20 protein-coding genes are annotated in these 21,461 nt (G+C 72.1%); 9 read left to right on the top strand and 11 right to left on the bottom strand.

Translation table 11 applies throughout. The annotated features are described in order from the left end of the window. Positions 1-87: 87 nt before the first annotated feature. Positions 88-630 carry a cell division protein FtsL gene (gene ftsL / locus ACWBNA_RS36380; RefSeq protein ID WP_482708798.1) on the bottom strand — a complete coding sequence of 181 codons (543 nt, stop codon included), beginning with the start codon at positions 628-630 and terminating at the stop codon, positions 88-90. A 52-nt stretch (positions 631-682) separates the two neighbouring features. Then, the gene (rsmH, locus tag ACWBNA_RS36385; protein WP_482708799.1) at positions 683-1,642 is read right to left on the bottom strand and encodes a 16S rRNA (cytosine(1402)-N(4))-methyltransferase RsmH; all 960 of its coding nucleotides are present in this window, start codon (positions 1,640-1,642) and stop codon (positions 683-685) included. A gap of 443 nt (positions 1,643-2,085) precedes the next feature. Between rsmH and ACWBNA_RS36390 the strand changes: the two genes are divergently transcribed. The 4 genes from ACWBNA_RS36390 (at position 2,086) to ACWBNA_RS36405 (ending at position 7,676) form a co-directional block, all read left to right on the top strand. Then, complete coding sequence (locus ACWBNA_RS36390) at positions 2,086-2,634, top strand: beta-class carbonic anhydrase (protein ID WP_482708800.1); 549 nt, start codon at positions 2,086-2,088, stop codon at positions 2,632-2,634. Between the two features lie 247 nt (positions 2,635-2,881). Further along, on the top strand, positions 2,882-3,922 hold the full coding sequence (locus ACWBNA_RS36395) for an AAA family ATPase (RefSeq protein ID WP_482708801.1): 1,041 nt from the start codon (positions 2,882-2,884) through the stop codon (positions 3,920-3,922). Then, complete coding sequence (locus ACWBNA_RS36400; protein ID WP_482708802.1) at positions 3,922-5,286, top strand: DUF58 domain-containing protein; 1,365 nt, start codon at positions 3,922-3,924, stop codon at positions 5,284-5,286. Before ACWBNA_RS36395 ends, ACWBNA_RS36400 begins: the two co-directional genes overlap by 1 nt. Next, positions 5,283-7,676 carry a transglutaminase TgpA family protein gene (locus ACWBNA_RS36405; protein WP_482708803.1) on the top strand — a complete coding sequence of 798 codons (2,394 nt, stop codon included), beginning with the start codon at positions 5,283-5,285 and terminating at the stop codon, positions 7,674-7,676. The genes ACWBNA_RS36400 and ACWBNA_RS36405 overlap by 4 nt, the downstream gene beginning before the upstream one ends. Positions 7,677-7,937: 261 nt before the next feature. On the opposite strand, the gene ACWBNA_RS36410 is transcribed toward ACWBNA_RS36405, so the two are convergent. The 3 genes from ACWBNA_RS36410 to ACWBNA_RS36420 all read right to left on the bottom strand — a co-directional run bounded on the left by ACWBNA_RS36410 (position 7,938) and on the right by ACWBNA_RS36420 (position 10,137). Further along, the gene (locus ACWBNA_RS36410) at positions 7,938-8,330 is read right to left on the bottom strand and encodes a DUF3040 domain-containing protein (RefSeq protein WP_482708804.1); all 393 of its coding nucleotides are present in this window, start codon (positions 8,328-8,330) and stop codon (positions 7,938-7,940) included. Positions 8,331-8,605: 275 nt separating this feature from the next. Next, complete coding sequence (locus ACWBNA_RS36415) at positions 8,606-9,376, bottom strand: methyltransferase (protein WP_482708805.1); 771 nt, start codon at positions 9,374-9,376, stop codon at positions 8,606-8,608. A 194-nt stretch (positions 9,377-9,570) separates the two neighbouring features. Next, positions 9,571-10,137, bottom strand: a complete 567-nt coding sequence (locus ACWBNA_RS36420) for an SAV_6107 family HEPN domain-containing protein (RefSeq protein ID WP_482708806.1) — start codon at positions 10,135-10,137, stop codon at positions 9,571-9,573. A 166-nt stretch (positions 10,138-10,303) separates the two neighbouring features. Here ACWBNA_RS36420 and ACWBNA_RS36425 point away from each other — a divergent pair, with 166 nt between their 5' ends. The 5 genes from ACWBNA_RS36425 (at position 10,304) to ACWBNA_RS36445 (ending at position 16,418) form a co-directional block, all read left to right on the top strand. Beyond that, on the top strand, positions 10,304-11,059 hold the full coding sequence (locus tag ACWBNA_RS36425; RefSeq protein WP_482708807.1) for an ATP-binding cassette domain-containing protein: 756 nt from the start codon (positions 10,304-10,306) through the stop codon (positions 11,057-11,059). Continuing rightward, on the top strand, positions 11,031-13,115 hold the full coding sequence (locus ACWBNA_RS36430) for a YhgE/Pip family protein (protein ID WP_482708808.1): 2,085 nt from the start codon (positions 11,031-11,033) through the stop codon (positions 13,113-13,115). Before ACWBNA_RS36425 ends, ACWBNA_RS36430 begins: the two co-directional genes overlap by 29 nt. Before the next feature lie 71 nt (positions 13,116-13,186). Next, positions 13,187-13,816, top strand: a complete 630-nt coding sequence (locus ACWBNA_RS36435) for a TetR/AcrR family transcriptional regulator (protein ID WP_482708809.1) — start codon at positions 13,187-13,189, stop codon at positions 13,814-13,816. 424 nt (positions 13,817-14,240) lie between these two features. Then, on the top strand, positions 14,241-14,855 hold the full coding sequence (locus ACWBNA_RS36440; protein WP_482708810.1) for a DUF4126 domain-containing protein: 615 nt from the start codon (positions 14,241-14,243) through the stop codon (positions 14,853-14,855). Between the two features lie 51 nt (positions 14,856-14,906). After that, positions 14,907-16,418, top strand: coding sequence for a phytoene desaturase family protein (locus ACWBNA_RS36445; RefSeq protein ID WP_482708811.1), 1,512 nt, complete (start codon positions 14,907-14,909; stop codon positions 16,416-16,418). A gap of 28 nt (positions 16,419-16,446) precedes the next feature. Here the strand turns inward: ACWBNA_RS36445 and ACWBNA_RS36450 are convergent, their stop codons facing one another. The 6 genes from ACWBNA_RS36450 to ACWBNA_RS36475 all read right to left on the bottom strand — a co-directional run bounded on the left by ACWBNA_RS36450 (position 16,447) and on the right by ACWBNA_RS36475 (position 21,411). Beyond that, positions 16,447-17,400 (bottom strand): SCO2102 family sporulation regulator, encoded by a 954-nt coding sequence (locus ACWBNA_RS36450; protein WP_482708812.1) that lies wholly within the window; start codon positions 17,398-17,400, stop codon positions 16,447-16,449. 56 nt (positions 17,401-17,456) lie between these two features. Next, positions 17,457-18,380 carry a methylenetetrahydrofolate reductase [NAD(P)H] gene (metF, locus tag ACWBNA_RS36455; RefSeq protein WP_482708813.1) on the bottom strand — a complete coding sequence of 308 codons (924 nt, stop codon included), beginning with the start codon at positions 18,378-18,380 and terminating at the stop codon, positions 17,457-17,459. Between the two features lie 107 nt (positions 18,381-18,487). Further along, entirely contained in the window at positions 18,488-19,147 is a 660-nt protein-coding gene (gene thiE / locus ACWBNA_RS36460; RefSeq protein WP_482708814.1) for a thiamine phosphate synthase, read from the bottom strand. Positions 19,148-19,350: 203 nt separating this feature from the next. After that, complete coding sequence (locus tag ACWBNA_RS36465) at positions 19,351-19,722, bottom strand: Rv2175c family DNA-binding protein (protein WP_030051296.1); 372 nt, start codon at positions 19,720-19,722, stop codon at positions 19,351-19,353. Positions 19,723-19,786: 64 nt separating this feature from the next. Continuing rightward, positions 19,787-21,028 carry an NAD(P)/FAD-dependent oxidoreductase gene (locus tag ACWBNA_RS36470; RefSeq protein ID WP_482708815.1) on the bottom strand — a complete coding sequence of 414 codons (1,242 nt, stop codon included), beginning with the start codon at positions 21,026-21,028 and terminating at the stop codon, positions 19,787-19,789. Between the two features lie 32 nt (positions 21,029-21,060). After that, positions 21,061-21,411 (bottom strand): avidin-fold protein, encoded by a 351-nt coding sequence (locus ACWBNA_RS36475; RefSeq protein ID WP_482708816.1) that lies wholly within the window; start codon positions 21,409-21,411, stop codon positions 21,061-21,063. Positions 21,412-21,461: the final 50 nt, after the last annotated feature.

A 21,461-nucleotide genomic window follows, 5' to 3' on the forward strand; every position in this document is an offset into this window, starting at 1 on the left:
GCCGTCGGCCGGCCGGGCGGGCAGGGCGCCCGGGGCGTGCGGGTCCGGGCACACGGCGGCGCGGCGGTTCCCTGTCGGACACTTCCGTCACCTGCCGGAGGTCGAGGGCGGGGGGAACTGGGCGAGTGGTGGGGTCGAGGGAGCGGTGGCGGGCGTCGGTTCGTCGGCGGACGGCGTGGGGGCCGGGGGCGGGAGGGTAGCGTCGGCGATCGTCTCGGGGGCGAGGACGAGCGGGGTGAAGGCGCCGGCCTGCTCGGCTCCCGGGGCGGGGCTCGGTACGCCCTTGACGGTGCCGTCGGGGTTCAGGAAGGCCGGGTCGCCGCCGGGCACCATGCCCAGCTCGCGGGCGCGGCGCTGGAGGGCTTCGGGCGCCGAGTAGGCGTCGATGTCCCGCTGGAGCGCCTGTTCCTGGTCGGTGAGGCTCTTGGTGTCCTTCTGCAGGTCGTCGAGCTTGAAGGATCCCTCGCTGAGCGCCGAGTTCAGCACCAGCAGCCCGATGAGACCGCCGCCGAGCAGCAGGACGACGAGGAGGACGAAGGGGGTGCGGGCCGCCTGTCCGGAGCCCGCCGTTTTGGGGATGAGCCGCGCGAGTCGGGCGGCCCTGCCCTTCAGCTGGGGTTTCCTGTCCACGCGCCCTCCCCCGGAGTCCGGTTCCCCGACAAGCTCACACCCCTCACGCCCCTCACTCGATGGACTCCCTGATGCGCTCGGCGCCGCGCAGTCGCGCCGGTGCCGCTCTCCGGTTCTCGGCGACCTCTTCCTCGGTGGGAAGTTCGGCACCGCGCGTGAGCAGCTTGAGCCGGGGCTGGTAGCGCTCGGGGACCACCGGCAGCCCGGGCGGCGCGGTGGTGGCGGCGCCGGCCGCGAACACCTGCTTGACCAGCCGGTCCTCCAGCGAGTGGTACGACAGGACGGCGATGCGTCCGCCGACGGCGAGGCTCTGCACGGCGGCCGGGATCGCCTGCTCCAGGACGGAGAGCTCGCCGTTGACCTCGATACGCAGGGCCTGGAAGGTGCGCTTGGCCGGGTTGCCGCCGGTGCGCTTGGCGGCCTGCGGCAGGCTGTCCCGGATCAGCTCCACGAGCCGCGCGCTGTTGCTGAACGGCTCCTTGGCCCGCTCGCGCACGATCGCGGACACGATCCGCTTGGCCTGCTTCTCCTCGCCGTACGCCCTCAGGATCCGGACGAGCTCGCCGGGCGGGTAGGTGTTGAGGACCTCGGCGGCGCTCACGCCGGTCGTCTGGTCCATGCGCATGTCGAGCGGGGCGTCCTGCGCGTAGGCGAAGCCCCGGTCGGCCTCGTCGAGCTGCATGGAGGAGACACCGAGGTCGAAGAGGACGCCCTGCACGCGCGCGATGCCGAGCCGGTCCAGGACCTCGGGCAGCTCGTCGTACACGGCGTGCACGAGGGTGGCGCGCTCCCCGTACGGGGCGAGCCGCTCGCCGGACAGGCGCAGCGCCTCCTTGTCGCGGTCGAGGGCGACGAGCCGGGCCTCGGGGAACCGTGCGAGCAGGGCCTCACTGTGGCCGCCGAGGCCGAGGGTGCAGTCCACGACCACCGCTCCGGGCCGCTCCTGAAGGGCGGGGGCCAACAGGTCCAGGCACCGCTGGAGCATCACCGGGACGTGTCGACTCTGGCTCAAGTGGCCCTCTCAGGTCCGGCGCCCGACACCGTACGCACCGCCGGGCCCCTGCCCTCCCCCAGAAAGCTGGGGGGACCCCGGTGAAGGGGAGGCCCGCCGGCGCCGAAAGCGTCAGCCGGCCGGGAGCGGGAGGAGGCCGAGCCGTACGTACGCGCCGCGCACGTGGGGAGATCTCCGGAAAATCACCGGGGTCTCCGGGGAAAACAGTCCGCAGGGAGGGCTCGCCTCCCGCCCGCGTCACTTTAGTCCACGGTGTCGCGCGGTCAATCAACCGGCCTGCGCGTCGCGGACCCGGGTGCGGACGAAGCGACAAGTCCGGAAGAACCACCCGCGCGGCGGCCCTCACACCACCTGTGTGGGTTAGCTCACAACAAAGCTCATTGGCGTTCTTTGTCCTCTCTCACAGCGGGCTCGGATCCCAGGTGACCAGTACCGTCATGGGTATGACGACTTCCGCATCGGTTCCCGCAGGTCCCGAAGCCGCCATAGTCACCGGCGGCACCGTCACCGACCGCCTTGTCGAGGCGAACGAGCGCTACGCAGCCGCCTTCACCGACCCCGGGATGGACGCCCGTCCCGTACTGGGCGTCGCCGTGGTGGCCTGCATGGACGCCCGCCTCGACCTCCACGACGCGCTCGGCCTCGAGCTCGGCGACTGTCACACCATCCGCAACGCCGGCGGTGTCGTCACCGACGACGTGATCCGCTCGCTCACCATCAGCCAGCGCAAGCTCGGTACGCGCAGCGTCGTGCTCATCCACCACACCGGCTGCGGTCTGGAGGCGATCACCGAGGAGTTCCGCACCGACCTGGAGATGGAGGTCGGCCAGCGTCCCGCCTGGGCGGTGGAGGCCTTCCGGGACGTCGACCAGGACGTACGCCAGTCCATGCAGCGGGTGCGCACCTCACCGTTCCTGCTGCACACCGACGACATCCGCGGCTTCGTCTTCGACGTGAAATCCGGCCTGCTGCGCGAGATCGACCCTGCCTAGACGCCGCGTAACCATCCGCCGGAGCTGTCGTTTCGCTGTTGATTTGCCGCCCTGGGGTGCCCAAAACACCGTAAGACCCGACATAGTGCGGGCAGTTGTCCACAGGCGAGTGACACGAAACGGTAACGGCAGCAAGAATGCGGTTGTGGCGTCACGCGGAACGATTCACGCGTGGTGTCCGTGTTTCGGGGTGGGCCGGTCACGCATCGAGCGCGTCGGCCCGGAAAAACGGGCCGAGGAGGGCCGGGTGACGACCTATGACGATCGAGCGAGCCTCACTGATCTGACCGCCACTGTGGAGCGTGTCCGCAGTTCCGTGGAGGGTGTGATCGAGGGCAAGCCCGAGGTCGTACGGCTTTCGCTGACCGTACTGCTCGCCGAGGGGCATCTTCTGATCGAAGATGTCCCCGGCGTGGGCAAGACCATGCTGGCCAAGGCGTTGGCGCGTTCCATCGACTGTTCGGTGCGGCGTATCCAGTTCACGCCCGACCTGCTGCCCTCGGACATCACGGGTGTGTCCATCTGGGACCAGCAGCGCCGGGACTTCGAGTTCAAGCCGGGTGCGATCTTCGCGCAGATCGTGATCGGCGACGAGATCAACCGCGCCTCGCCGAAGACGCAGTCCGCCCTTCTGGAGTCCATGGAGGAGCGGCAGGTCACCATCGACGGGCAGACCTACGAGCTGCCCAGCCCCTTCATGGTGGTGGCGACCCAGAACCCGGTCGAGATGGAGGGCACCTACCCGCTGCCGGAGGCCCAGCGCGACCGCTTCATGGCCCGTGTCTCCATCGGCTACCCGAGCGTGGAGGCCGAGCTGCAGATGCTCGACATCCACGGCGGGGCGAGCCCCCTGGACGACCTGCAGCCGGTGGCGCACGCGCACGACATGGTGAAGCTGATCGACGCCGTCCGCGGCGTCCACGTCGCCGACACGGTCCGGCGGTACGCGGTGGACCTGGTCGCCGCCACCCGCGTCCACCCCGACCTCAGACTGGGCGCCTCCCCGCGCGCGACGCTGCACCTGCTGCGCGCGGCGAAGGCGGCCGCCGCCCTCAGCGGCCGGGAGTACGCCCTGCCGGACGACGTGCAGGCACTCGCCGTCGCGGTCCTGGCGCACCGGCTGCTGCCGACCGCCCAGGCCCAGCTGAACCGGCGTACGGCCGAGCAGGTCGTGCAGGAGATCCTGCAGCACACTCCGGTGCCCGCGGCGGCCCCCCAGCCGGGCGTCGGCCTCGGTCCGGGCCGCGCCACGCCGGCGTACGGCCAGCAGCCGCCGCGGAGGCTGTGATGAGCGGCGGCGGGACCGGGCTCGCGGAGGCCGACCGCGGCGACAAGGGCGGTGTGCGCACGGCCCTGGCCGGTCTGACCACCCGGGGCCGCTCCTTCTTCGCGGCCGGAATCGCCGCGGCCATCTGCGCGTACGTGCTCGGACAGAGCGACCTGCTGCGCGTCGGACTGCTGCTGGCCGTGCTGCCCCTGATCTGCGCCACCGTGCTCTACCGCACGCGTTACCGGGTCGCGGGCAGCCGCCGGCTCTCCCCCGCGCGCGTGCCCGCCGGCAGCGAGGCCCGCGTCCACCTGCGGATGGACAACGTCTCCCGGCTGCCCACCGGCCTGCTGATGCTCCAGGACCGGGTGCCGTACGTCCTCGGCCCCCGCCCGCGCTTCGTGCTCGACCGGGTGGAGCCGGGCGGTCGCCGCGAGGTGTCCTACCGGGTCCGCTCCGACCTGCGCGGCCGCTACCCCCTGGGCCCGCTGCAGCTGCGGCTGACCGACCCGTTCGGCATGTGCGAGCTGACCCGGTCTTTCTCGACGTTCGACACCCTGACGGTGATCCCCCGCGTGGAGCCGCTGCCGCCGGTGCGGCTGACCGGCGAGGCGAAGGGGTACGGCGACGGGCGGCAGCGCTCGCTCGCCCTGGCCGGCGAGGACGACATCATCCCGCGTGGCTACCGCTACGGCGACGACCTGCGCCGCGTCCACTGGCGCTCCACCGCGCGCTACGGCGAGCTGATGGTGCGCCGCGAGGAACAGCCCCAGCGCTCCCGTTGCACGGTACTCCTCGACACCCGGGGCCTCGCCTTCCAGGGCGCCGGCCCCGAATCGGCCTTCGAGTGGGCGGTGGCGGGCGCCGCTTCCGCCCTGGTCCACATGCTGGAGCGGGGCTTTTCGGTACGACTGCTGACGGACACCGGCACCTCCGTGCCCGGTGAGAGCGCCGACGGGTTCGCGGGCGCGAGCCAGGAGTCGGCGGACGCGGCCGGGCTGATGATGGACACCCTCGCGGTGATCGACCACTCGGACGGCACGGGCCTGTCCAGGGCGTACGACGTGCTGCGCGGCGGGAACGAGGGCTTGCTGGTGGCCTTCTTCGGCGACCTCGACGAGGAACAGGCCGCGGTGGCCGCGAAGATGCGGCAGCGCAGCGGCGGCGCGGTCGCCTTCCTGCTGGACAGCGACACATGGGTACGGGAACCGAGCGACGTGATCGGCCCGTTGGACAGGAGCGGGGAGCGGCTGCGGATGCTGCGCGAGGCGGGCTGGACGGCGCTGAGCGTGCCGCGCGGCGCTTCTCTGGACGAGCTGTGGCGGCAGGCGGACCGGGACCGCACAGGCGTCGGAGCGGTCGGCGGCGGGGAGGGGTCGGCATGAGCGGGCGGGCACGACTGGCGCTGTGCGCCTGGGCGGCCACGTTGATGGTGGCGTGCGCGCTGCTGCCGCTGGTCGAGCCGGCCACCTGGATCCTGCAGGCCGCGTTCCTTCTCGCGGTCCAGACGGGCGTCGGGGCGGCGACCCGGCGGGTGCCGCTGGCCCGGCCGCTGACCGTGGCCGCGCAGGCGCTGGTCACGCTGGTGCTGCTGACCGTCGTCTTCGCCCGCGAGCAGGCCTTCCTCGGACTGCTTCCCGGGCCGGACGTCTTCGTCCACTTCGCCGACCTGTTGCGGCAGGGCACCGACGACATAGCGCGGTTCGCGATCCCGGCCCCGCTGTCGTCCGACGGCATCCGGCTGATGATCATCGGCGGGGTGCTGGTGATCGGGCTCGCGGTGGACACCCTCGCGGTGACCTTCCGCAGCGCGGCCCCGGCCGGCCTGCCACTGCTCGCGCTGTACTCCGTAGCCGCCGGTCTGTCCGACGGCGGCGCCGACTGGCTGTGGTTCCTGGTCGCGGCGGCCGGCTATCTGCTGCTGCTCCTGGCCGAGGGGCGCGAGCGCCTGTCGCAGTGGGGCCGCGTCTTCGGCGGGGCGCCGCGCACCGGGGGCGGGGAGTCCGGCGGGCCGGTGGCCCCGGTCCGCACCGGTCGCCGCATCGGCATGGCCGCCCTGGGCATGGCCCTCGTGGTCCCCCTCGCCCTGCCCGCGATGAACGGCGGCCTGCTGGACGCCGCCGGGACGGGTGTGGGCTCCGGCAGCGGAGGCGGCGGCACGATCTCCGCGGTGAACCCGCTGGTGGCACTGCGGGACAACCTGAACGTGGACGAGGACCGCCAGGCCCTGTCCCTGAAGACCGACGACAACACGGACGTCTCCAACCTCTACCTGCGCATCGTGTCCCTGGACGACTTCGACGGCACCACCTGGAAGCCGTCCAAGCGGTCCATCACGGCCGTACCGGACGGCGAGTTCCCGACCCCCATCGGCCTCGGCCCGGACGTCAAGCGCACGGAGATCGAAACCACCGTCTCGGCATCCGGCACCTACGCGCAGAACTGGCTGCCGATGCCGTACCCGCCCAGCGGCGTGAAGATCAGCGGCAACTGGCGCTACGAACCCGAGGGCATGACGCTGGTCGGCGACCACGGCCAGACCACGCGCGGGGCGACGTACGAGGTGAAGAGCCTGGAGGTGCAGCCGACGGCGGAGCAGCTGGCCGCGGCACCGCCACCGTCCGCGGCGATGAAGCGCGAGTACACCGAGCTGCCGGACACCCTCCCGGACGTGGTGGCCCGTACCGCCCGCGAGGTCACCTCGGGCGCCAAGAACCCCTACGAGCAGGCGGTCGCGCTCCAGGACTACTTCGCCATCACCGGCGGCTTCGAGTACGACACCCAGGTGCAGGTCGGCAGCGGCTCGCAGGCGATCGCCCGCTTCCTCCGGGACAAGCAGGGCTTCTGCGTCCACTTCTCCTTCGCGATGGCCGCGATGGCCCGGTCCCTGGGGATACCGGCCAGGGTCGCGGTGGGCTTCGCGCCGGGGTCCCCGCAGGCGGACGGTTCGGTGTCGGTGGGACTGAAGGACGCCCACGCCTGGCCCGAGCTGTACTTCGAGGGCGTGGGCTGGACCCGCTTCGAGCCGACCCCGAACCGCGGTTCGGTGCCGTCGTACACCGTGCCGGACGCGTCCGGCAGCTCGCTCCCGGACGTGACGGTGCCGTCCCGGGAGGCGTCCACGGCGCCTTCCGCGTCGCCCTCCACCAGCCAGAGCTGCACGGCGGAGCAGAAGAAGCTGGAGGCGTGCGAGAGCGAGGCCCCGGCGGCCGCACCGGGCGGCGGTGACGACGGCCCGAAGTGGTGGGTGGCGCTGCTGTGGGCCCTCGGCGGCCTCGCCGTCCTGGCGGTTCCCGCGGCGCCGATGCTGTGGCGCCTGCGCACCCGGGCCGTACGGCTGGGTGGACACGGCCGCTCCGAGGCGGACGCGGCGGCGCACACCCTGGCGGTGTGGCAGGAGCTGACCGACACGGCGTGGGACCACGGGATCCTGCCGGACGAGTCGCAGACCCCGCGCAAGGCGGCCGCCCGGATCGTCCGGCTCGGGCATCTCGACCCGACGGCCGCGGCCGCGGTGCACCGGGTGGCGGACGCCGTGGAGCAGGTTCTCTACGCGCCACGGCCACGCCCGACGGCCGGTCTCGCGGACGACGTCCGCCAGGTGGTCGTCGGACTGCGGGGCACGGTCGGCCGGGGCACGAAGGTGCGCGCGGTGATCGCCCCGCGTTCCACCGCACGAGTGGTGTGGGCGCTGTCGGAGTGGTGGACGGGCGTCAAGGCCCGCACCGCGGCGGCCCGGCCGAACCTGCGCAGGCCGTCGGGTCAGCAGGGCTGAGGCAGGCAACAGAGCGACGGGCGGGCCCCGGGTCGTGACGTGACCCGGGGCCCGCCCGTTGCTCTGTGCCGCTGTGCCTCCGTAGGGCCCGCCTGCTGTGCCCCTGTGCCCCTGTGCCGCCAGCCAGTGGTACTCCCGCCGGTGGTCACTCCTGCCGGCAGCAGGCTGTCCGTGACGCGGTCCGTACGATGGCGTGCGTGAGGGGGTGACCACCCGAGTGGTGGTCACCCCCTCACGCACAGGCGAGCGCTGTTCGTCGGGCTACTGGCCCTGTTGCTCGTCGCGGCGTTTCTGCCAGCGCTGTTCGATCCGGTCCATCATGGAGCGCCGCTGCCGTCCCTGACCGCGGGGCTGCGGGGCACCGGCGGGCTGTTCACCCGGCTTGGGAGCCTTGCGCCAGCCGGTCACCGCGAGCACCGCACAGCCCAGCATCACGAGGAAGCCCACCACGCTGAGCCACACCTGCTTGGCGACCATACCGGCCATGAGGAGCGCGATACCCATGAGGAAGCCCGCGACCGCCTGGTAGACCCGCCGCCGGGTGTACGTACGCAGCCCGCTTCCCTCGAGCGCCGACGCGAACTTGGGATCTTCGGCGTACAGCGCTCGCTCCATTTGCTCGAGCATTCGCTGCTCGTGCTCCGAGAGCGGCACGGAGTCCTCCTCATCGTGCAGTCGCCGGGGCGACCCGGGGGGTCCCTTCAGGATAGGCAGGGAATCGCCCCCGTGAAACCCGCCCCTCTACGCCAATTGGCAACCGGAATCCGCCATGAGCGTCCCGGCCTACTGAGGCTTCCATTCCCCAGCAGCCGACCCGTCATGCCGGGCGGTCTCCCTCGATCATACGGCGCACCGCGCCGGATCGGGGGGCCTGTGGCGTACTCCATGCACACGCAAGTCCCTGATCAGCAGCACGGCCCGCGAGCGCCTCAGCCCTCGACGGCCCCCGGCGTCTCACCGAGCACATGAAGCTGGGTGGCCACGGAGTGGAAGGCGGACAGCTCGGCCGCGGCCGCCTCCAGCTTCAGCAGCGCCTCCACCGCACCGGGCTCGGTGTCGACCAGCACGCCGGGGACGAGGTCGGCGAAGACCCGCACGCCGTGCACGGCACCGACCGTGAGGCCGGCGCCCTCGACCAGCCCGGTGAGCTGCTCGGCGGTGAAACGGTGCGGCACGGGGTCGCCGTCGCCCCAGCGACCGTTCGGGTCGTCGAGGGCCTGCTTGGCCTCCTTGAAGTGGCCCGCCAGGGCCCGCGCGAGCACGGCGCCGCCCAGGCCCGCGGCGAGCAGGCTGAGGACGCCCTCGGCTCGCAGCGCGGCCACCACGTTGCGGACGCCCTCGGCGGGGTCGTCCACGTACTCCAGGACGCCATGGCACAGCACCACGTCGTAACCGCCGCGCTCGACCACGTCGAAGAGGCCGTGAGCATCACCCTGGACGCCCTGCACCCGGTCGGCGACACCGGCTTCGGCGGCGCGGCGCTCCAGCGCGAACAGCGCGTTCGGGCTGGGGTCGACGACGGTGACGCGGTGGCCGAGGCGGGCGACGGGCACCGCGAAGTTGCCGCTGCCGCCTCCGGTGTCGAGGACGTCCAGCGCCTGGCGACCCGTGGCCTTGACCCGGCGGTCGAGGGCGTCCTGGAGGACCTCCCAGACCACGGCGGTACGGAGAGAGGCGCGGGGGCGCATCGGGTCCGACACGGCAGTTGACTCCTCGGCGCGGCACCGCCTCTGGCACGGGCGGCGCGAACGGGGCGCCTCCCCGCCCCGGCTGCGGAAGAGGGAAGGCTTCAGGCGCTCCCCACCCTATTGCCTCAGGCGCTTATGCCGGTCACCGCGGTGTGGCCCCCTCGGCCGTCCGGCACGGCGCACACGCGGCCCTGTCGGCCGGGCCGTCAGCCCGCGTCCGGGAAGTCGCGGTCACCGGTGTCGTGGTCCTCCGGGTGGTCCGCGTCCTGGCGTGGCTGGGGCAGCACCGGCTGGAGTACCAGCATGCGCTCGACCAGGCGAAGGAACATCGCCACGTCGCGTATCAGGTCGTCGGCGTCCCGGCGGCTGGCAGCGCCCTGGATGCCCGCCTCCGCCCGGGCACGGCGCCGGGCTCCGGAGGCGAAGAGCGCGCTCCATTCGGCGAGCTCGGGCGCTATCTCGGGGAGCACTTCCCAGGCGCTCCGGATGCGCGCCCTGCGCCGGGGTGTGGGCTCCGGGCGCCCGCGTGCGGCGAGCACGGCGGCGGCCGTGCGCAGTGCGGCGAGATGGGCGGTCGCGTAGCGCTCGTTCGACGTCTCCAGCGTCGCGGCCTCGTCGAGACCGGCGCGGGCCTGGGCGAGCAGGTCGAGGGCGGCCGGCGGGGCGGTCGTCCGGCGGAGGACGGGGTGGACGTCGCTCGCCGGGCCGTTCAGTGAGGGGGCAGGGCCGGGGGCGCGGCGCCGGTGAGCGGCGGCTGCGTGGTAGCTGGCCATGACGAACCTCCTGTCGTCTGTGTGACGGCACGCCCTGATACGGAGTGCCGTATGTGCCCATCGTGAGGTATGCCACTGACAATCCGTTCTGACCTGGGCTTTTGCTTCGATCGCGAGTTCGGGTTAGTTTTTGCACTGACCAGTCAGTGCAAAAACAGGGGGAGCTGTGGAAGCAGTCGGTGTCACAGCCGAGGGTCTCGGGCTCAAGGGCCCACGCGGCTGGGCGTTCCGCGGGGTCGGTGTCGACGCGGAGCCCGGCTCGCTGATCGCCGTCGAGGGGCCGTCCGGCTCCGGGCGTACGTGTCTGCTGCTCGCGCTCACGGGGCGGATGAAGGCCACCGAGGGGACGGCGACCGTGGGCGGAGCCCGGCTGCCGAAACAGCTGGCGGCCGTGCGCCGGGTCAGTGCCGTGGCCCATGTCGCCGGTGTCACCGACCTCGACCAGGCGTTGACCGTGGGTGAGCACCTGTGGGAGCGGGCGCTGCTGCAGCGGCGTTTCGGGGGTTCGCTGCGCGCCCTGCTGCGTCCGCGGTCCGAGCGCGCGACCGAGGCGAGGCTGCGGATCGACACCGCGTTGGCGGCCGCCGGTCTCGACCGGGACGCCCTGCCCAAGGGCTCGCGGACCGCCGTACGCGATCTGGAACGTCTGGAAGCGCTGCGGCTGTCCGTCGCCCTGGCCCTGATCGGGCGCCCCGGCCTCCTGGGGATCGACGACACCGACCTGAAGCTGTCCGAGCCCGAACGGGCCGAGGTCTGGGCGCTCCTCAGGTCCCTCGCCGAGGCCGGGACGACGGTCGTGGCGGTGTGCAGTGAAGCGCCCGACGACACGGTGAAGGTCTCCACTCGGCAGTCGCAGGAGACCCCGGGGCACAACCAAGGGGAGGAGAGGGCCGATGCGCTCGCCGAAACTGGCCGCGCTTGAGCTGCGCCGCTTCGGCAGGGGGAAGCTGCCGCGCGCCGCCCTGGTCGCGCTGCTGGTGCTGCCGCTGCTGTACGGCGCCCTGTACCTGTGGTCGTTCTGGGACCCGTACGGCCGCCTCGACCGCATTCCCGTGGCGCTCGTGAACGACGACCGGGCGACGACCGCGGACGGTAAGAAGCTCGCGGCGGGCGACGACATCACCAAGGGGCTGCGGGAGAGCGAGGTCTTCGACTGGCACGAGGTGAGCGCCGCCGAGGCACGCGCGGGCGTGGAGGACGGCAGGTACTACCTGTCGCTGACGATGCCGGCCGACTTCAGCAGGCGGATCGCCTCCAGCTCCGGCGACTCCCCAAAGACGGGCGCGCTCCAGGTCCGTACGAACGACGCGAACAACTACATCGTCGGGCAGATCTCGCGGACGGTGTTCAGCGAGGTGCGCACGGCCGCGTCCACCAAGGCGTCGCGGTCCTTCCTGGACCGGATCTTCGTCTCGTTCTCGGACATCCACGGTGAGACGGTGAAGGCCGCCAAGGGCGCCGACGACCTCGAAGGCGGCATCGGCAAGGCGGAGAAGGGGTCCGAGGATCTCGCCGCCGGTCTGAAGGACGCCAAGAAGGGCAGCGGCAAGCTGTCCGACGGGCTGACGAAGCTCGGCAGCGGTGCGGACGACCTGGAGGACGGCTCGAAGCAGGTCGCCGACGGCACGCAGGCTCTCGCCGACAGGGTCAACGGGGTCGCGGACACGGTGGGGCCCTTCATCGAGGACAACGAGAAGACGATCGGCGACACGGCCCGGCTCGTCGCCGACTCCGCGGCGGCGATCCGCCACAACCTCGACACCCTGGTGAAAACGGCCCCGCCGGCCGCCAAGGGGGCCCACGCGGCCTCCGACACACTGGACGGCGTCTACCGGGCGCGCTGCGAGGACCCCGTACTGCCGGACCCCGCCTGCGCCGACCTGAAGAAGGCCAAGCAGGCCGCCGCCGACGTGGCGAAGATCGCCGACGACGTCAACGCGCTGATCGCCGACCAGAACGGCGACCTGAAGAAGCTGGACCACCACCTCGGCACCCTCCAGAAGCAGGCCCAGACGCTCGCCGTGCGCGCCCCGCACCTCTCCGAGGACCTCGACGACGCCGTGTCGAAGGTCAACGAGCTGAACACCGGCGCCGAGAAGGTCGCCGCGGGTGCCAAGCAGCTGCACAAGGGCCTCGGCACGGCCGAGACCGGTGCCACCGACCTGGACGAGGGCGTCGGCGACCTCAAGACGGGTGCCGAGGATCTCAACGGCGGCCTGTACAAGCTCGTCGACGGCTCGGGCCAACTCTCCGACGGGCTGCACGACGGTGCCGAGCAGATCCCCGACTACGACAAGAAGGACCGCGACGAGCGCACCGAGGTGATGGCGGACCCGGTCCGGCTCGCCTCCGAGGACATGCACAAGGCGCCCAACTACGGCACCGGGTTCGCCCCGTACTTCATCCCGCTGTCCCTGTGGGTGGGCGCGATGGTGGCCTACATGCTGATCACCCCGATGAACCGGCGTGCGCTCGCCGCTGGCGCCCCGGCCTGGCGGATAGCGCTGGCGGGCTGGCTGCCCGTGGTGGCGATCGGCGTGCTGCAGACGATCGCCCTGATGTCGGTCCTGCATTGGGCGGTCGGCCTGGAGATGACGCGGGCGGCCGGGACGGTGGGCTTCCTGTTCCTGGTCACGGCGTGTTTCGCGGCGATCGTGCAGTGGCTGAACGCACGCTTCGGGGCGGCGGGCAGGATCCTCGTCCTGGCCCTGCTGATGCTCCAGTTGACCTCCGCGGGCGGCACGTACCCCGTGCAGACCAGTCCCGGGTTCTTCAACGCACTGCACCCCTTCCTGCCGATGAGCTACGTCGTCGAGGCTCTCAGGAGGCTCATCACCGGCGGCGGCCTCGGTCCGGTGTGGCAGGCGTGTGCCGTGCTGGCGGCCTTCACCGCGGGCGCCCTCGCGCTGACCGCCGTGTCGGCCCGCCGCCGCCAGGTGTGGACGCTCGACCGGCTGCACCCGGAGCTGACCCTGTGAGCCCCGCGGTGAGCCCTGCCGCGACTCCGTCCGTGACTCCTGAAGGCAGCGCTCCTGTGACAATCAGGACCATGGAAAGCAGCAGCACCAAGCCGGGTGTCAGCACGCGCCGCGAGGCCACCCGGCAGAAGCTCTACGAAGCGGCCGTCACGCTCATCGCCGAGCAGGGGTTCTCCGCCACCACGGTGGACGAGATCGCCGAGCGGGCAGGGGTCGCGAAGGGCACGGTCTACTACAACTTCGCGAGCAAGTCCGTCCTCTTCGAGGAACTGCTGCGGCACGGCGTACAACTCCTCAGCGCCTCCCTGCGGGAGGCGGCCGAGCGGACGGCACGACAGGGCGGCAGCAAGGTCGACGCCCTGGACGCGATGATCCGCGCGGGGCTCGTCTTCATCCAGGCCTATCCGTCCTTCACGCAGCTGTACGTGGCGGAGCTGTGGCGTACCAACCGGGCCTGGCAGTCCACGCTGATGGTGGTCCGGCAGGAGGCCGTCGCGGTCGTGGAGGGCGTGCTGCGCGAGGGCGTGGCCAACGGCGAGTTCAGCGAGGAGATCGACATCCAGCTGACCGCGGCCGCACTGGTCGGCATGGTCCTGGTGGCCGCCCTGGACTGGCAGTCCTTCCAGCCGGAACGGTCCCTGGACGACGTGCACTCGGCGCTGTCCCGGCTGCTGCAGGGGCGGGTCAGCGGGCGCGGCTGACCCCACACAGGCCGACCTCAGAGGCCGGCTTCTCCGCACTGCCGACGCAGACGCACGAAAGCGCCGGTCCGATGTGGCCGCGTCCCCCGCGGGCCACCTCGAACCGGCGCTTCCTCCTGCTCCCCCGTACTCCCCCGTTCCCCCGTACTCCCCCCGTTCCCCCGTACGGTCGTTCCCCCGGGTTCCCCCGAGTCTCGCTCCCGCCGACACCCGCCGGCGGAAGGAGCGGATCCAGGGCGGCTCCGTTCCGGCGCCCCGTGTCGCCGGTGCCGGAGCCTCGCCCCTTCTCCGTGCCTCCACTCTCCCGTCCACGCAGCTCGCGCCCCATCCGCGCGCGTACTCATCTCACCGGCTGAGTACGGATACTCAGCCCTGCGTACTCAGCCCCAGGACCCGATGTCGCCAACTGGTTACGATCGCCTCCGTGTCCGTACTCCCCTTGGTGTTCACGAGCGGCTGGGCCAGCGGTGTCAACGCGTACGCCGTGGTGCTGCTGCTGGGCGTGTTCGGCGCGACGGGACTGAGCGACGAGGTCCCGCAGGCCCTCCAGCGCCCCGAGGTCCTCGTCGCGGCCGGCGTCCTGTTCCTGTGCGAGGCGGTCGCCGACAAGATTCCGTACGTCGACTCGGCGTGGGACACGGCACACACCGTGATCCGGCCGGTCGCCGGTGCCTGGGTCGGGGCGCTGCTGGCCGGACAGAGCGGTTCGCTCTCAGATGTGACGGCGGGCCTGGTCGGCGGTTCGACGGCGTTGGCCAGCCACGCGGTCAAGGCGGGGACGCGGATGGCGGTCAACACCTCGCCGGAGCCCTTCAGCAACGTGATCGTGAGCCTGGCCGAGGATCTCGGGGTCGCCGGGATCGTCACCTTCGCGATGTTCCATCCCCAGGCGGCGGCGATCATCGCGGGCGTACTGCTGGTCACCGGTCTCGGCGTGCTCTTCTTCCTGGTCTCACGCATCCGCCGGTTCCTGCGGCGCAGGGCCCAGCGACGCGAGGAGAGACGGCCGGCCGCGCGGGCCGAAAGACCCCCGGGCTGAGAACCGGTGGCCGTGGCCGGGTTGTCGGTGGCGGCCGATAAAGTCGCTGGCATGGCACGGATTGCGGTGATCGGCGCCGGGATGGGCGCGATGGCGGCCGCTGCCCGGCTGGCCGTCGCGGGCCACCGGGTGACGGTGTACGAGCGTACGGAGACGTACGGCGGAGCGGTGCGCCGCCTCGAGCGCGACGGCTTCTCCTTCGACACGGGCCCGGGGCTTCTCCCCCTGCCCGCGGTCTACCGCGACCTGTTCGTCAAGACCGGCAAGGAACCGCTGGAGTCCTGCGTCGAGCTGGTCCAGGTCGACCCGTCCTCGCACCACTTCTTCGCGGACGGCACGCGGGTGTCGCTGCCGAACGCCTCTCGCGCGGGCGTCGTGGCGGCTCTGGACGAGGCGCTCGGGTCGGGCGCCGGCCGGCGCTGGGGCGACTTCCTGGTCCGGGCTCGCGAGGCCTGGGACCGGACGCGCAGGCCGCTCCTGGAGGAGCCCCTGTGGCCGAACTGGTCGGTGCTGGCCGAGCGCGAGCCCTATCCGGCGGTTCCGCACAAGCGGCTGCTGCGCACTCGCCGGGCCGGCACGCTCGCCGAGATCGGCGCCTGGGAGCTGCGCGACCCCCGGCTCGCCGCCCTTCTGGACAACTACGCCCTCACCTACGGCCTGGACCCGAGCGACACTCCGGCGAGCGCCTGCGTGCTGCCGTACATGGAGCACGCCTTCGGGACCTGGTATGTCCGAGGCGGGATGCGGGAGTTGGCGCGCGCGCTGTACGAACGGTGCGTGGCCAGGAGGGTCGAGTTCGTCTTCGGCGCCGAGGTCACCGGCGTGCTGGACAAGGACGGCCGGGCGGCGGGCGTGGAGTTCGCTGGAGGCACCGTCGCCCAGGCGGACACCGTCGTCGGCACCGGGCCCCGGCGGCTGGCCGACCTGGTGCGGGGCCGTGAGCTGTACGACGGGAAGGCCGTCGAGCCGCAGCCCGAGGGCATGGCCGCCGGCCGGGTCGTCGTCTGCCTGGCGCTGCGCGGCGCCCGGGCGGCGGACACCGCGCACCGCACGGTCGTGCACAGCCCGGACTCGGAGAGCGAACTGGAGTTCTTCGCGCACGGCGTGCCGCCCGAGCATCCCACGGTCCGCATCGACCGGCCGGACGACCCGTCCCTGCGCCCCGACGACGCGCACGAGGCCGTGGTGCTCACATCGACGGTGCCGTCACTGACGGACTACGACTGGACCGCGGCCGGTGCCGCCGACGCCTTCGCCGACCGGATGGTCACGGCCGCCGAGCGGGCGATCCCGGGGCTGCGCGAGCGGACGCTGTGGCGCGAGGTGCGCACGCCCGTGCACACCCGCGCGGAGACGGGCGCCGAGGGCGGCGGCGTGCCCGCACCCGCTCTGGCCTCGGCCGCGGGAACCCTGTTGCACCCGTCCAACAGCACGGCGATACCGGGCCTGTTCACCGTCGGTGGCTGGTCACACCCGGGGGGCGGTCTTCCGCACGCCGGCATGTCGGGCGCGCTGGTCGCCGGACTGGTCGTGGAGGGACCCGAGTTCCAGGGTTCCCGGTGAACACCCGGCGTCCGGGCCCAGGGGTGGTTCAGAACCGGTACTGCTCGTCGTAGCCGTTGCCCTGCGCCTGGCCGTTGCCCTGGTAGGGATACTGCTGCTCCGGCGGGAGTTCGCCCCCGTAGGGGTCGTCGGTGCTGCGCTGCTGCGGCACCCACACCCCGCCGGCCGGCGTCTCCCCGGCGTACGTGCCGTTGCCGTACTGGTCCTGGCCGTAGCCCTGCTGGTCGTACTGCTGCTGACCGCCGTAGGAGGCGTCGTACGAGCCGCCGCCGTAGGTCTGCGTGCCGATGTACGGGTCGGAGTAGGCGGCGTACTGCTGCTGTCCGGCCGCGTCGTAGCCGTACTGCTGCTGGTCGTAGCCGGAGTAGCCCTCGTACCCGTAGGTCTGGGCGGCTGCCGCGTACTGGTCCTGGGTCTGCTCCCCGCCGGCGTACGAGGAGTCGGCGGCGGCCGCGTACCCGGAGTTGCCGTATATGCCGTACGAGCCGGTGTCGTCGGGCAGGGGCTGCGGCTCGTACACGGCGGTGCTCTCGGCGGCCGCGGGGTCCAGGGGGCGCGCGGGCGAGAAGACGTCGTCGCGGTCGTAGTCGTCGCCGTAGGCGCCGGTGTCCTGGCCGAACTTGGCGTCGCCGCCGAAGCCGGTGTCGGCTGCTTCGAGGTCGGTGACCTCAAGGGTCGGGTCCTGGTGTTCGGCCTTGCCACGGCGTCGCTTGCTGCCGTCGGCGCCCGGGCGGCTGACCGCCCAGCCGGACGCGAAGCCGCGGCGGAACGAGAGCGTGACGTAGGTCTGGCCGACCGCGAAGGCGGCGGCGCCCAGGCCGATGACGACGACGGAGGGAATCAGGACGCCGAGCACGACGCCGAGGAAGCCGCCGAAGGCGAGCAACCGCCAGCGCAGGCGCGCCTTGTACTGCAGCAGCACCTCGCCGAGCAGCCACAGCGCGACGACGCCGAACGCGATGTAGAGGACCGTCCAGCCCATGTACGCCCCTCTCCCAGTGGCCGCTACGCAGTGTGTCGTAAACCGGTGCGACCGGTCTAGGCCTGCGGTGAGTGGTGCAGGCCCAGGTTTTCGTAGATTTCCAGCGTCGCCGTGGAGTTGTTGAGCGTGATGAAGTGCAGTCCGGGCACTCCCTCGGCCAGCAGCCGGGCGCAGAACTCCGTGGCGTATTCGATGCCAATGGAGCGTACAGCGGCCGGATCGTCTTTTGCTGTGAGGATTCGCTCTTTCAAGGCGGGCGGGAAGGCCGCGTTGGTGAGCGAGGGCACCCGGTCCAGGGACTTCACACTCGCGATCGGCATGACCTCGGGGATGATCGGGGTCTCGCAGCCGGCCGCCGCGACCTTGTCGCGCAGCCGCAGGTAGTCCTCCGGGTGGAAGAACATCTGCGTGATCGCGTAGTCCGCGCCCGCGCGGCACTTGTCGACGAAGTGCCGGACGTCGGTGTCCCAGTCGGCCGAACGCGGGTGCATCGCGGGGAAGGCCGCGACGCCCACGCAGAAGTCGCCGGACGCCTTGATCAGTTCGACGAGTTCGGCGGCGTAGGCCAGGCCCCTGGGGTGCGGTACCCAGTCGCCCATGGGGTCGCCGGGCGGATCGCCGCGCAGGGCCAGCATGTTGCGGATCCCGGCGTCGGCGTACTGCCCGATGATGTTGCGCAGGTCGGCCACCGAGTGGTCGACCGCGGTGAGGTGGGCGATCGGGGTGAGGGTGGTGTTGGACGCGATCGCCTCGGTCGCCTTGACGGTGCCCGCGCGGGTGGAACCGCCCGCGCCGTAGGTCACGGAGACGAAGTCGGGTGCCACGGCCTCGACCCTGCGCAACGCGTTCCACAGGTTCCGCTCGCCCTTCGGGGTCTTCGGGGCGTAGAACTCGAACGAGTACGTCGTTTTACCGGTCGCGAGCATGTCACGCACGGTGCGGGCGTGGTCCGACCTGGTGGATGCGGTGCCGAGGGCCATACCCGCAGGTTAGTCAGGGGGAGGCGGTCCCCCAACCAGAACCAGGAAATTTGCCCGTTTTGTCGATTTGTTGTCCACCCTTCGGACACCGGGGCCTGTGACCAGCATCACTCCTGCCGCACCCGCTTGGCGAACTCCGCCGCCGCGGCGCCCGGGTCGTCCGCCTGCGTGACGGCCCGCACGACCACGACCCGGCGTGCACCCGCCGCCAGCACCTCGTCGAGGTTGCCGAGGTCGATGCCGCCGATGGCGAACCAGGGGCGGTCGGTGCCGAGCGAGGCGGTGTACCGGACCAGATCGAGGCCGGGGGCATGGCGGCCGGGCTTGGTCGGGGTCGGCCAGCACGGACCGGTGCAGAAGTAGTCCACGCCCTCCTGGACGGCGGCCGCGGCGGCTTCGGACGCCGCGTGGGTGGAGCGCCCGACGAGAACGTCCTCGCCCAGGATCGCTCGGGCGGCGGGTACCGGCAGGTCGCCCTGGCCCAGGTGCAGGACGGCGGCGCCGGCGGCATGGGCCACGTCCGCGCGGTCGTTGACCGCGAGGAGTTTGCCGTGCCGGGCGCAGGCCTCGGCGAACACCTGGAGGTGTTCGAGCTCCTCCGCCGCCTCCATGCCCTTGTCCCGCAACTGCACGATGTCGACCCCGCCGGCCAGGACGGCGTCCAGGAACTCGGCGAGGTCGCCCTGCCGCTTGCGGGCGTCCGTGCAGAGGTAGAGCCGGGCGTCGGCGAGCTGGGCGCGGGCGGTGGTGGCGGTGGTGCCGGACATGCGTAGGTCCCCCCGTGGTGGATGGCGTACGGGCCGCGGGCCGAAGCGGTGGGCCGCCGCGGGCCGTGGTGCACCACGGCCGTGGCTTCGCGGGCCGTGGTGCGCCGCGCCTGTGGCCTTCGCGGGCCGCAGTCAACCACGACCGTGGCTCGCGCGCGCCACGGCCCGTACGTCGGGCGGTGTTCGGATCAGCGTTTCTCGGATCAGACGGCGAGCGCCTGGGCCCGGCGCTTCACCTCCGTGCCGCGATTCTCACTGAGGGCCTGCGCGGGGGTGCCGGGCAGGCTCGGGTCGGGGGTGAAGAGCCACTCGAGCATCTCTTCGTCGGTGAAGCCGTCGTCCCGAAGGAGCGTCAGGGTGCCCGTCAGGCCCTTGACGACCTTCTGCTCGGCCCCGTCGATGAAGGCGGCGGGAACGTGCAGCGCGCGGTTCTCACCACGGCGTACGGCGATGAGCTGGCCCTCCTTGACCAGCTGCCGCACACGCGTCACCTCGACATCGAGCATTTCCGCGATGTCGGGGAGGGTGAGCCAGGCGGGGACGAGAGCATCGATCTTTGCGTCAATCTCGGTCACGGGACAAGCCTGCCATCCCGCACTGACAGTCGGAAGCCAGGACCGCCCGACCAGCGGTTTCGCGTTACGCCATGGCCGCCTTCAAGGGCCTCGCCGGGTCGGCCAGCAAGGCGGGGTCCATGCGCGTGCCCGCCTCGATCAGCTTCCGTCCCTGCGCCAGGTCCCGGGGGCGGCCCACGGCGAGCAGGGCGACCAGGCGCCCCTCCCGCAGCCAGCACAGCGTCCAAGCCGGGCCGGACGGGTCGCCGCGCCACAGGGTGGTGTCCGCGGACGCGTGGTGGCCGGCGTACTGGACGAAGCGCCCGAACTGCTCGGACCAGAAGTAGGGAACCGGGTCGTAGACGGCCGCCGGCTCGCCGGTGGCCTCGCCGAGGATGTTCGCGGCGACCGTGCGCGGGCCCTGGAGCGCGTTGTCCCAGTGGTGGACCAGGAGGCGCTCGCCGTACCGCCTTGAAGGGAAGGACGCGCAGTCGCCGACCGCGTAAACGTCCGGCACCGAGGTGCGCAGGCGGTCGTCGGCGACGACCTCGCCCTGGGTGCCGAGCTCGATGCCGGAGCCGGCGAGCCAGGCGGTGGCGGGGCGGGCGCCGATGCCGACGACCACGGCGTCCGCGGGCAGCCGGGAGCCGTCGTCGAGCAGTACCGCGCCGGGTTCGACGCTCCGCACGCGCGCGTGGGTGCGCAAAGTGGCACCGGCGTCGCCGTACCAGGAGGCCATCGGTGCGGCCACCTCCGCTGGCAGCGCACCCGCGAGCGGCCGGCCGGCCGCCTCCACGACCGTCACCGCGCAGCCCGCCTCGCGGGCCGCCGTGGCGAACTCGGCGCCGATCCAGCCCGCGCCGACGACCACGATGTCGTGCCGCCTGGCGAGCACCGGGCGCAGTCGTTCCGCGTCGTCCAGGGTGCGCAGCAGATGCACGCCGGGCACGCCTTCCGCGCCCGGCAGCCGGATCGGTTCGGCACCCGTGGCGAGGACCAGGACGTCGTACGGCACCGGCCCTTCGGCGGTGTCCAGGCGGTGCTCGTCGGGGCGGACGCCCAGGACCTCGCGGCCGAGCCGCAGTTCGATGTCGAGTGCCTCGAAGTCCACGTCGAAGGCGGAGTCCTCGGCCTTGCCCAGCAGTACGGCCTTCGACAGCGGCGGCCGGTCGTACGGCTGGTGGGGTTCGGCGCCGATCAGCGTCACGGTGCCGGTGAAGCCCTGCTCCCGCAGGGCGACCGCGGTCTGCACCCCGGCCATGCCCGCACCGACCACGACGACACGCCGTGGCGTGGACGTTCCCCGGGCCTGTGTCTGCTCGCTCACCTGATCACCATAGTCACCTGACTATTCGTCAGTCATGGGGCGGGCTCGGTGAGCTGCTCCACCACACTCGTCCCGCTGCCCGGCTGCGACTCCCACTCCCAGATCTCCTCCAGCTGTACCCGGCCGTCGGACAGCTCGACGACCGTGGACACACAGTGCCCCGAGGAGGTCGTCCCGTCCTTCTTGAGCTGTACGTACCGGAAGTCCAGGCGGTCGCCCTCCCGCGTACCCACCAGGTACCCGCGTACGACGTCCCCGCCCGCGTACTCGGCCCAGATCTCGCCGTCCTTCTCGTGGTACGCGAACCGGGTGCGGGTGCCCACCTGACCTGGGGCCTGATCGGCTACCGGGGCGAGGACGAGACCGTCGAGCGAACCTGCCACGGGCGGAGGCTCCCTTACTGAGACATGCGGCATTGGCTAGGGTGGCCAAC

The organism is Streptomyces sp. Q2 (assembly GCF_056820935.1).

Excerpts from the sequence above, each read along its gene's own strand:
- ACWBNA_RS36390 (WP_482708800.1), top strand. The coding sequence starts at position 2,086 with ATGACGACTTCCGCATCGGTTCCCGCAGGTCCCGAAGCCGCCATAGTC.
- ACWBNA_RS36435 (WP_482708809.1), top strand. The coding sequence starts at position 13,187 with ATGGAAAGCAGCAGCACCAAGCCGGGTGTCAGCACGCGCCGCGAGGCC.
- ACWBNA_RS36430 (WP_482708808.1), top strand. The coding sequence starts at position 11,031 with ATGCGCTCGCCGAAACTGGCCGCGCTTGAGCTGCGCCGCTTCGGCAGG.
- ACWBNA_RS36450 (WP_482708812.1), bottom strand. The coding sequence starts at position 17,400 with ATGGGCTGGACGGTCCTCTACATCGCGTTCGGCGTCGTCGCGCTGTGG.
- ACWBNA_RS36405 (WP_482708803.1), top strand. The coding sequence starts at position 5,283 with ATGAGCGGGCGGGCACGACTGGCGCTGTGCGCCTGGGCGGCCACGTTG.
- metF (WP_482708813.1), bottom strand. The coding sequence starts at position 18,380 with ATGGCCCTCGGCACCGCATCCACCAGGTCGGACCACGCCCGCACCGTG.
- ACWBNA_RS36420 (WP_482708806.1), bottom strand. The coding sequence starts at position 10,137 with ATGGCCAGCTACCACGCAGCCGCCGCTCACCGGCGCCGCGCCCCCGGC.
- ACWBNA_RS36400 (WP_482708802.1), top strand. The coding sequence starts at position 3,922 with ATGAGCGGCGGCGGGACCGGGCTCGCGGAGGCCGACCGCGGCGACAAG.
- thiE (WP_482708814.1), bottom strand. The coding sequence starts at position 19,147 with ATGTCCGGCACCACCGCCACCACCGCCCGCGCCCAGCTCGCCGACGCC.
- ACWBNA_RS36445 (WP_482708811.1), top strand. The coding sequence starts at position 14,907 with ATGGCACGGATTGCGGTGATCGGCGCCGGGATGGGCGCGATGGCGGCC.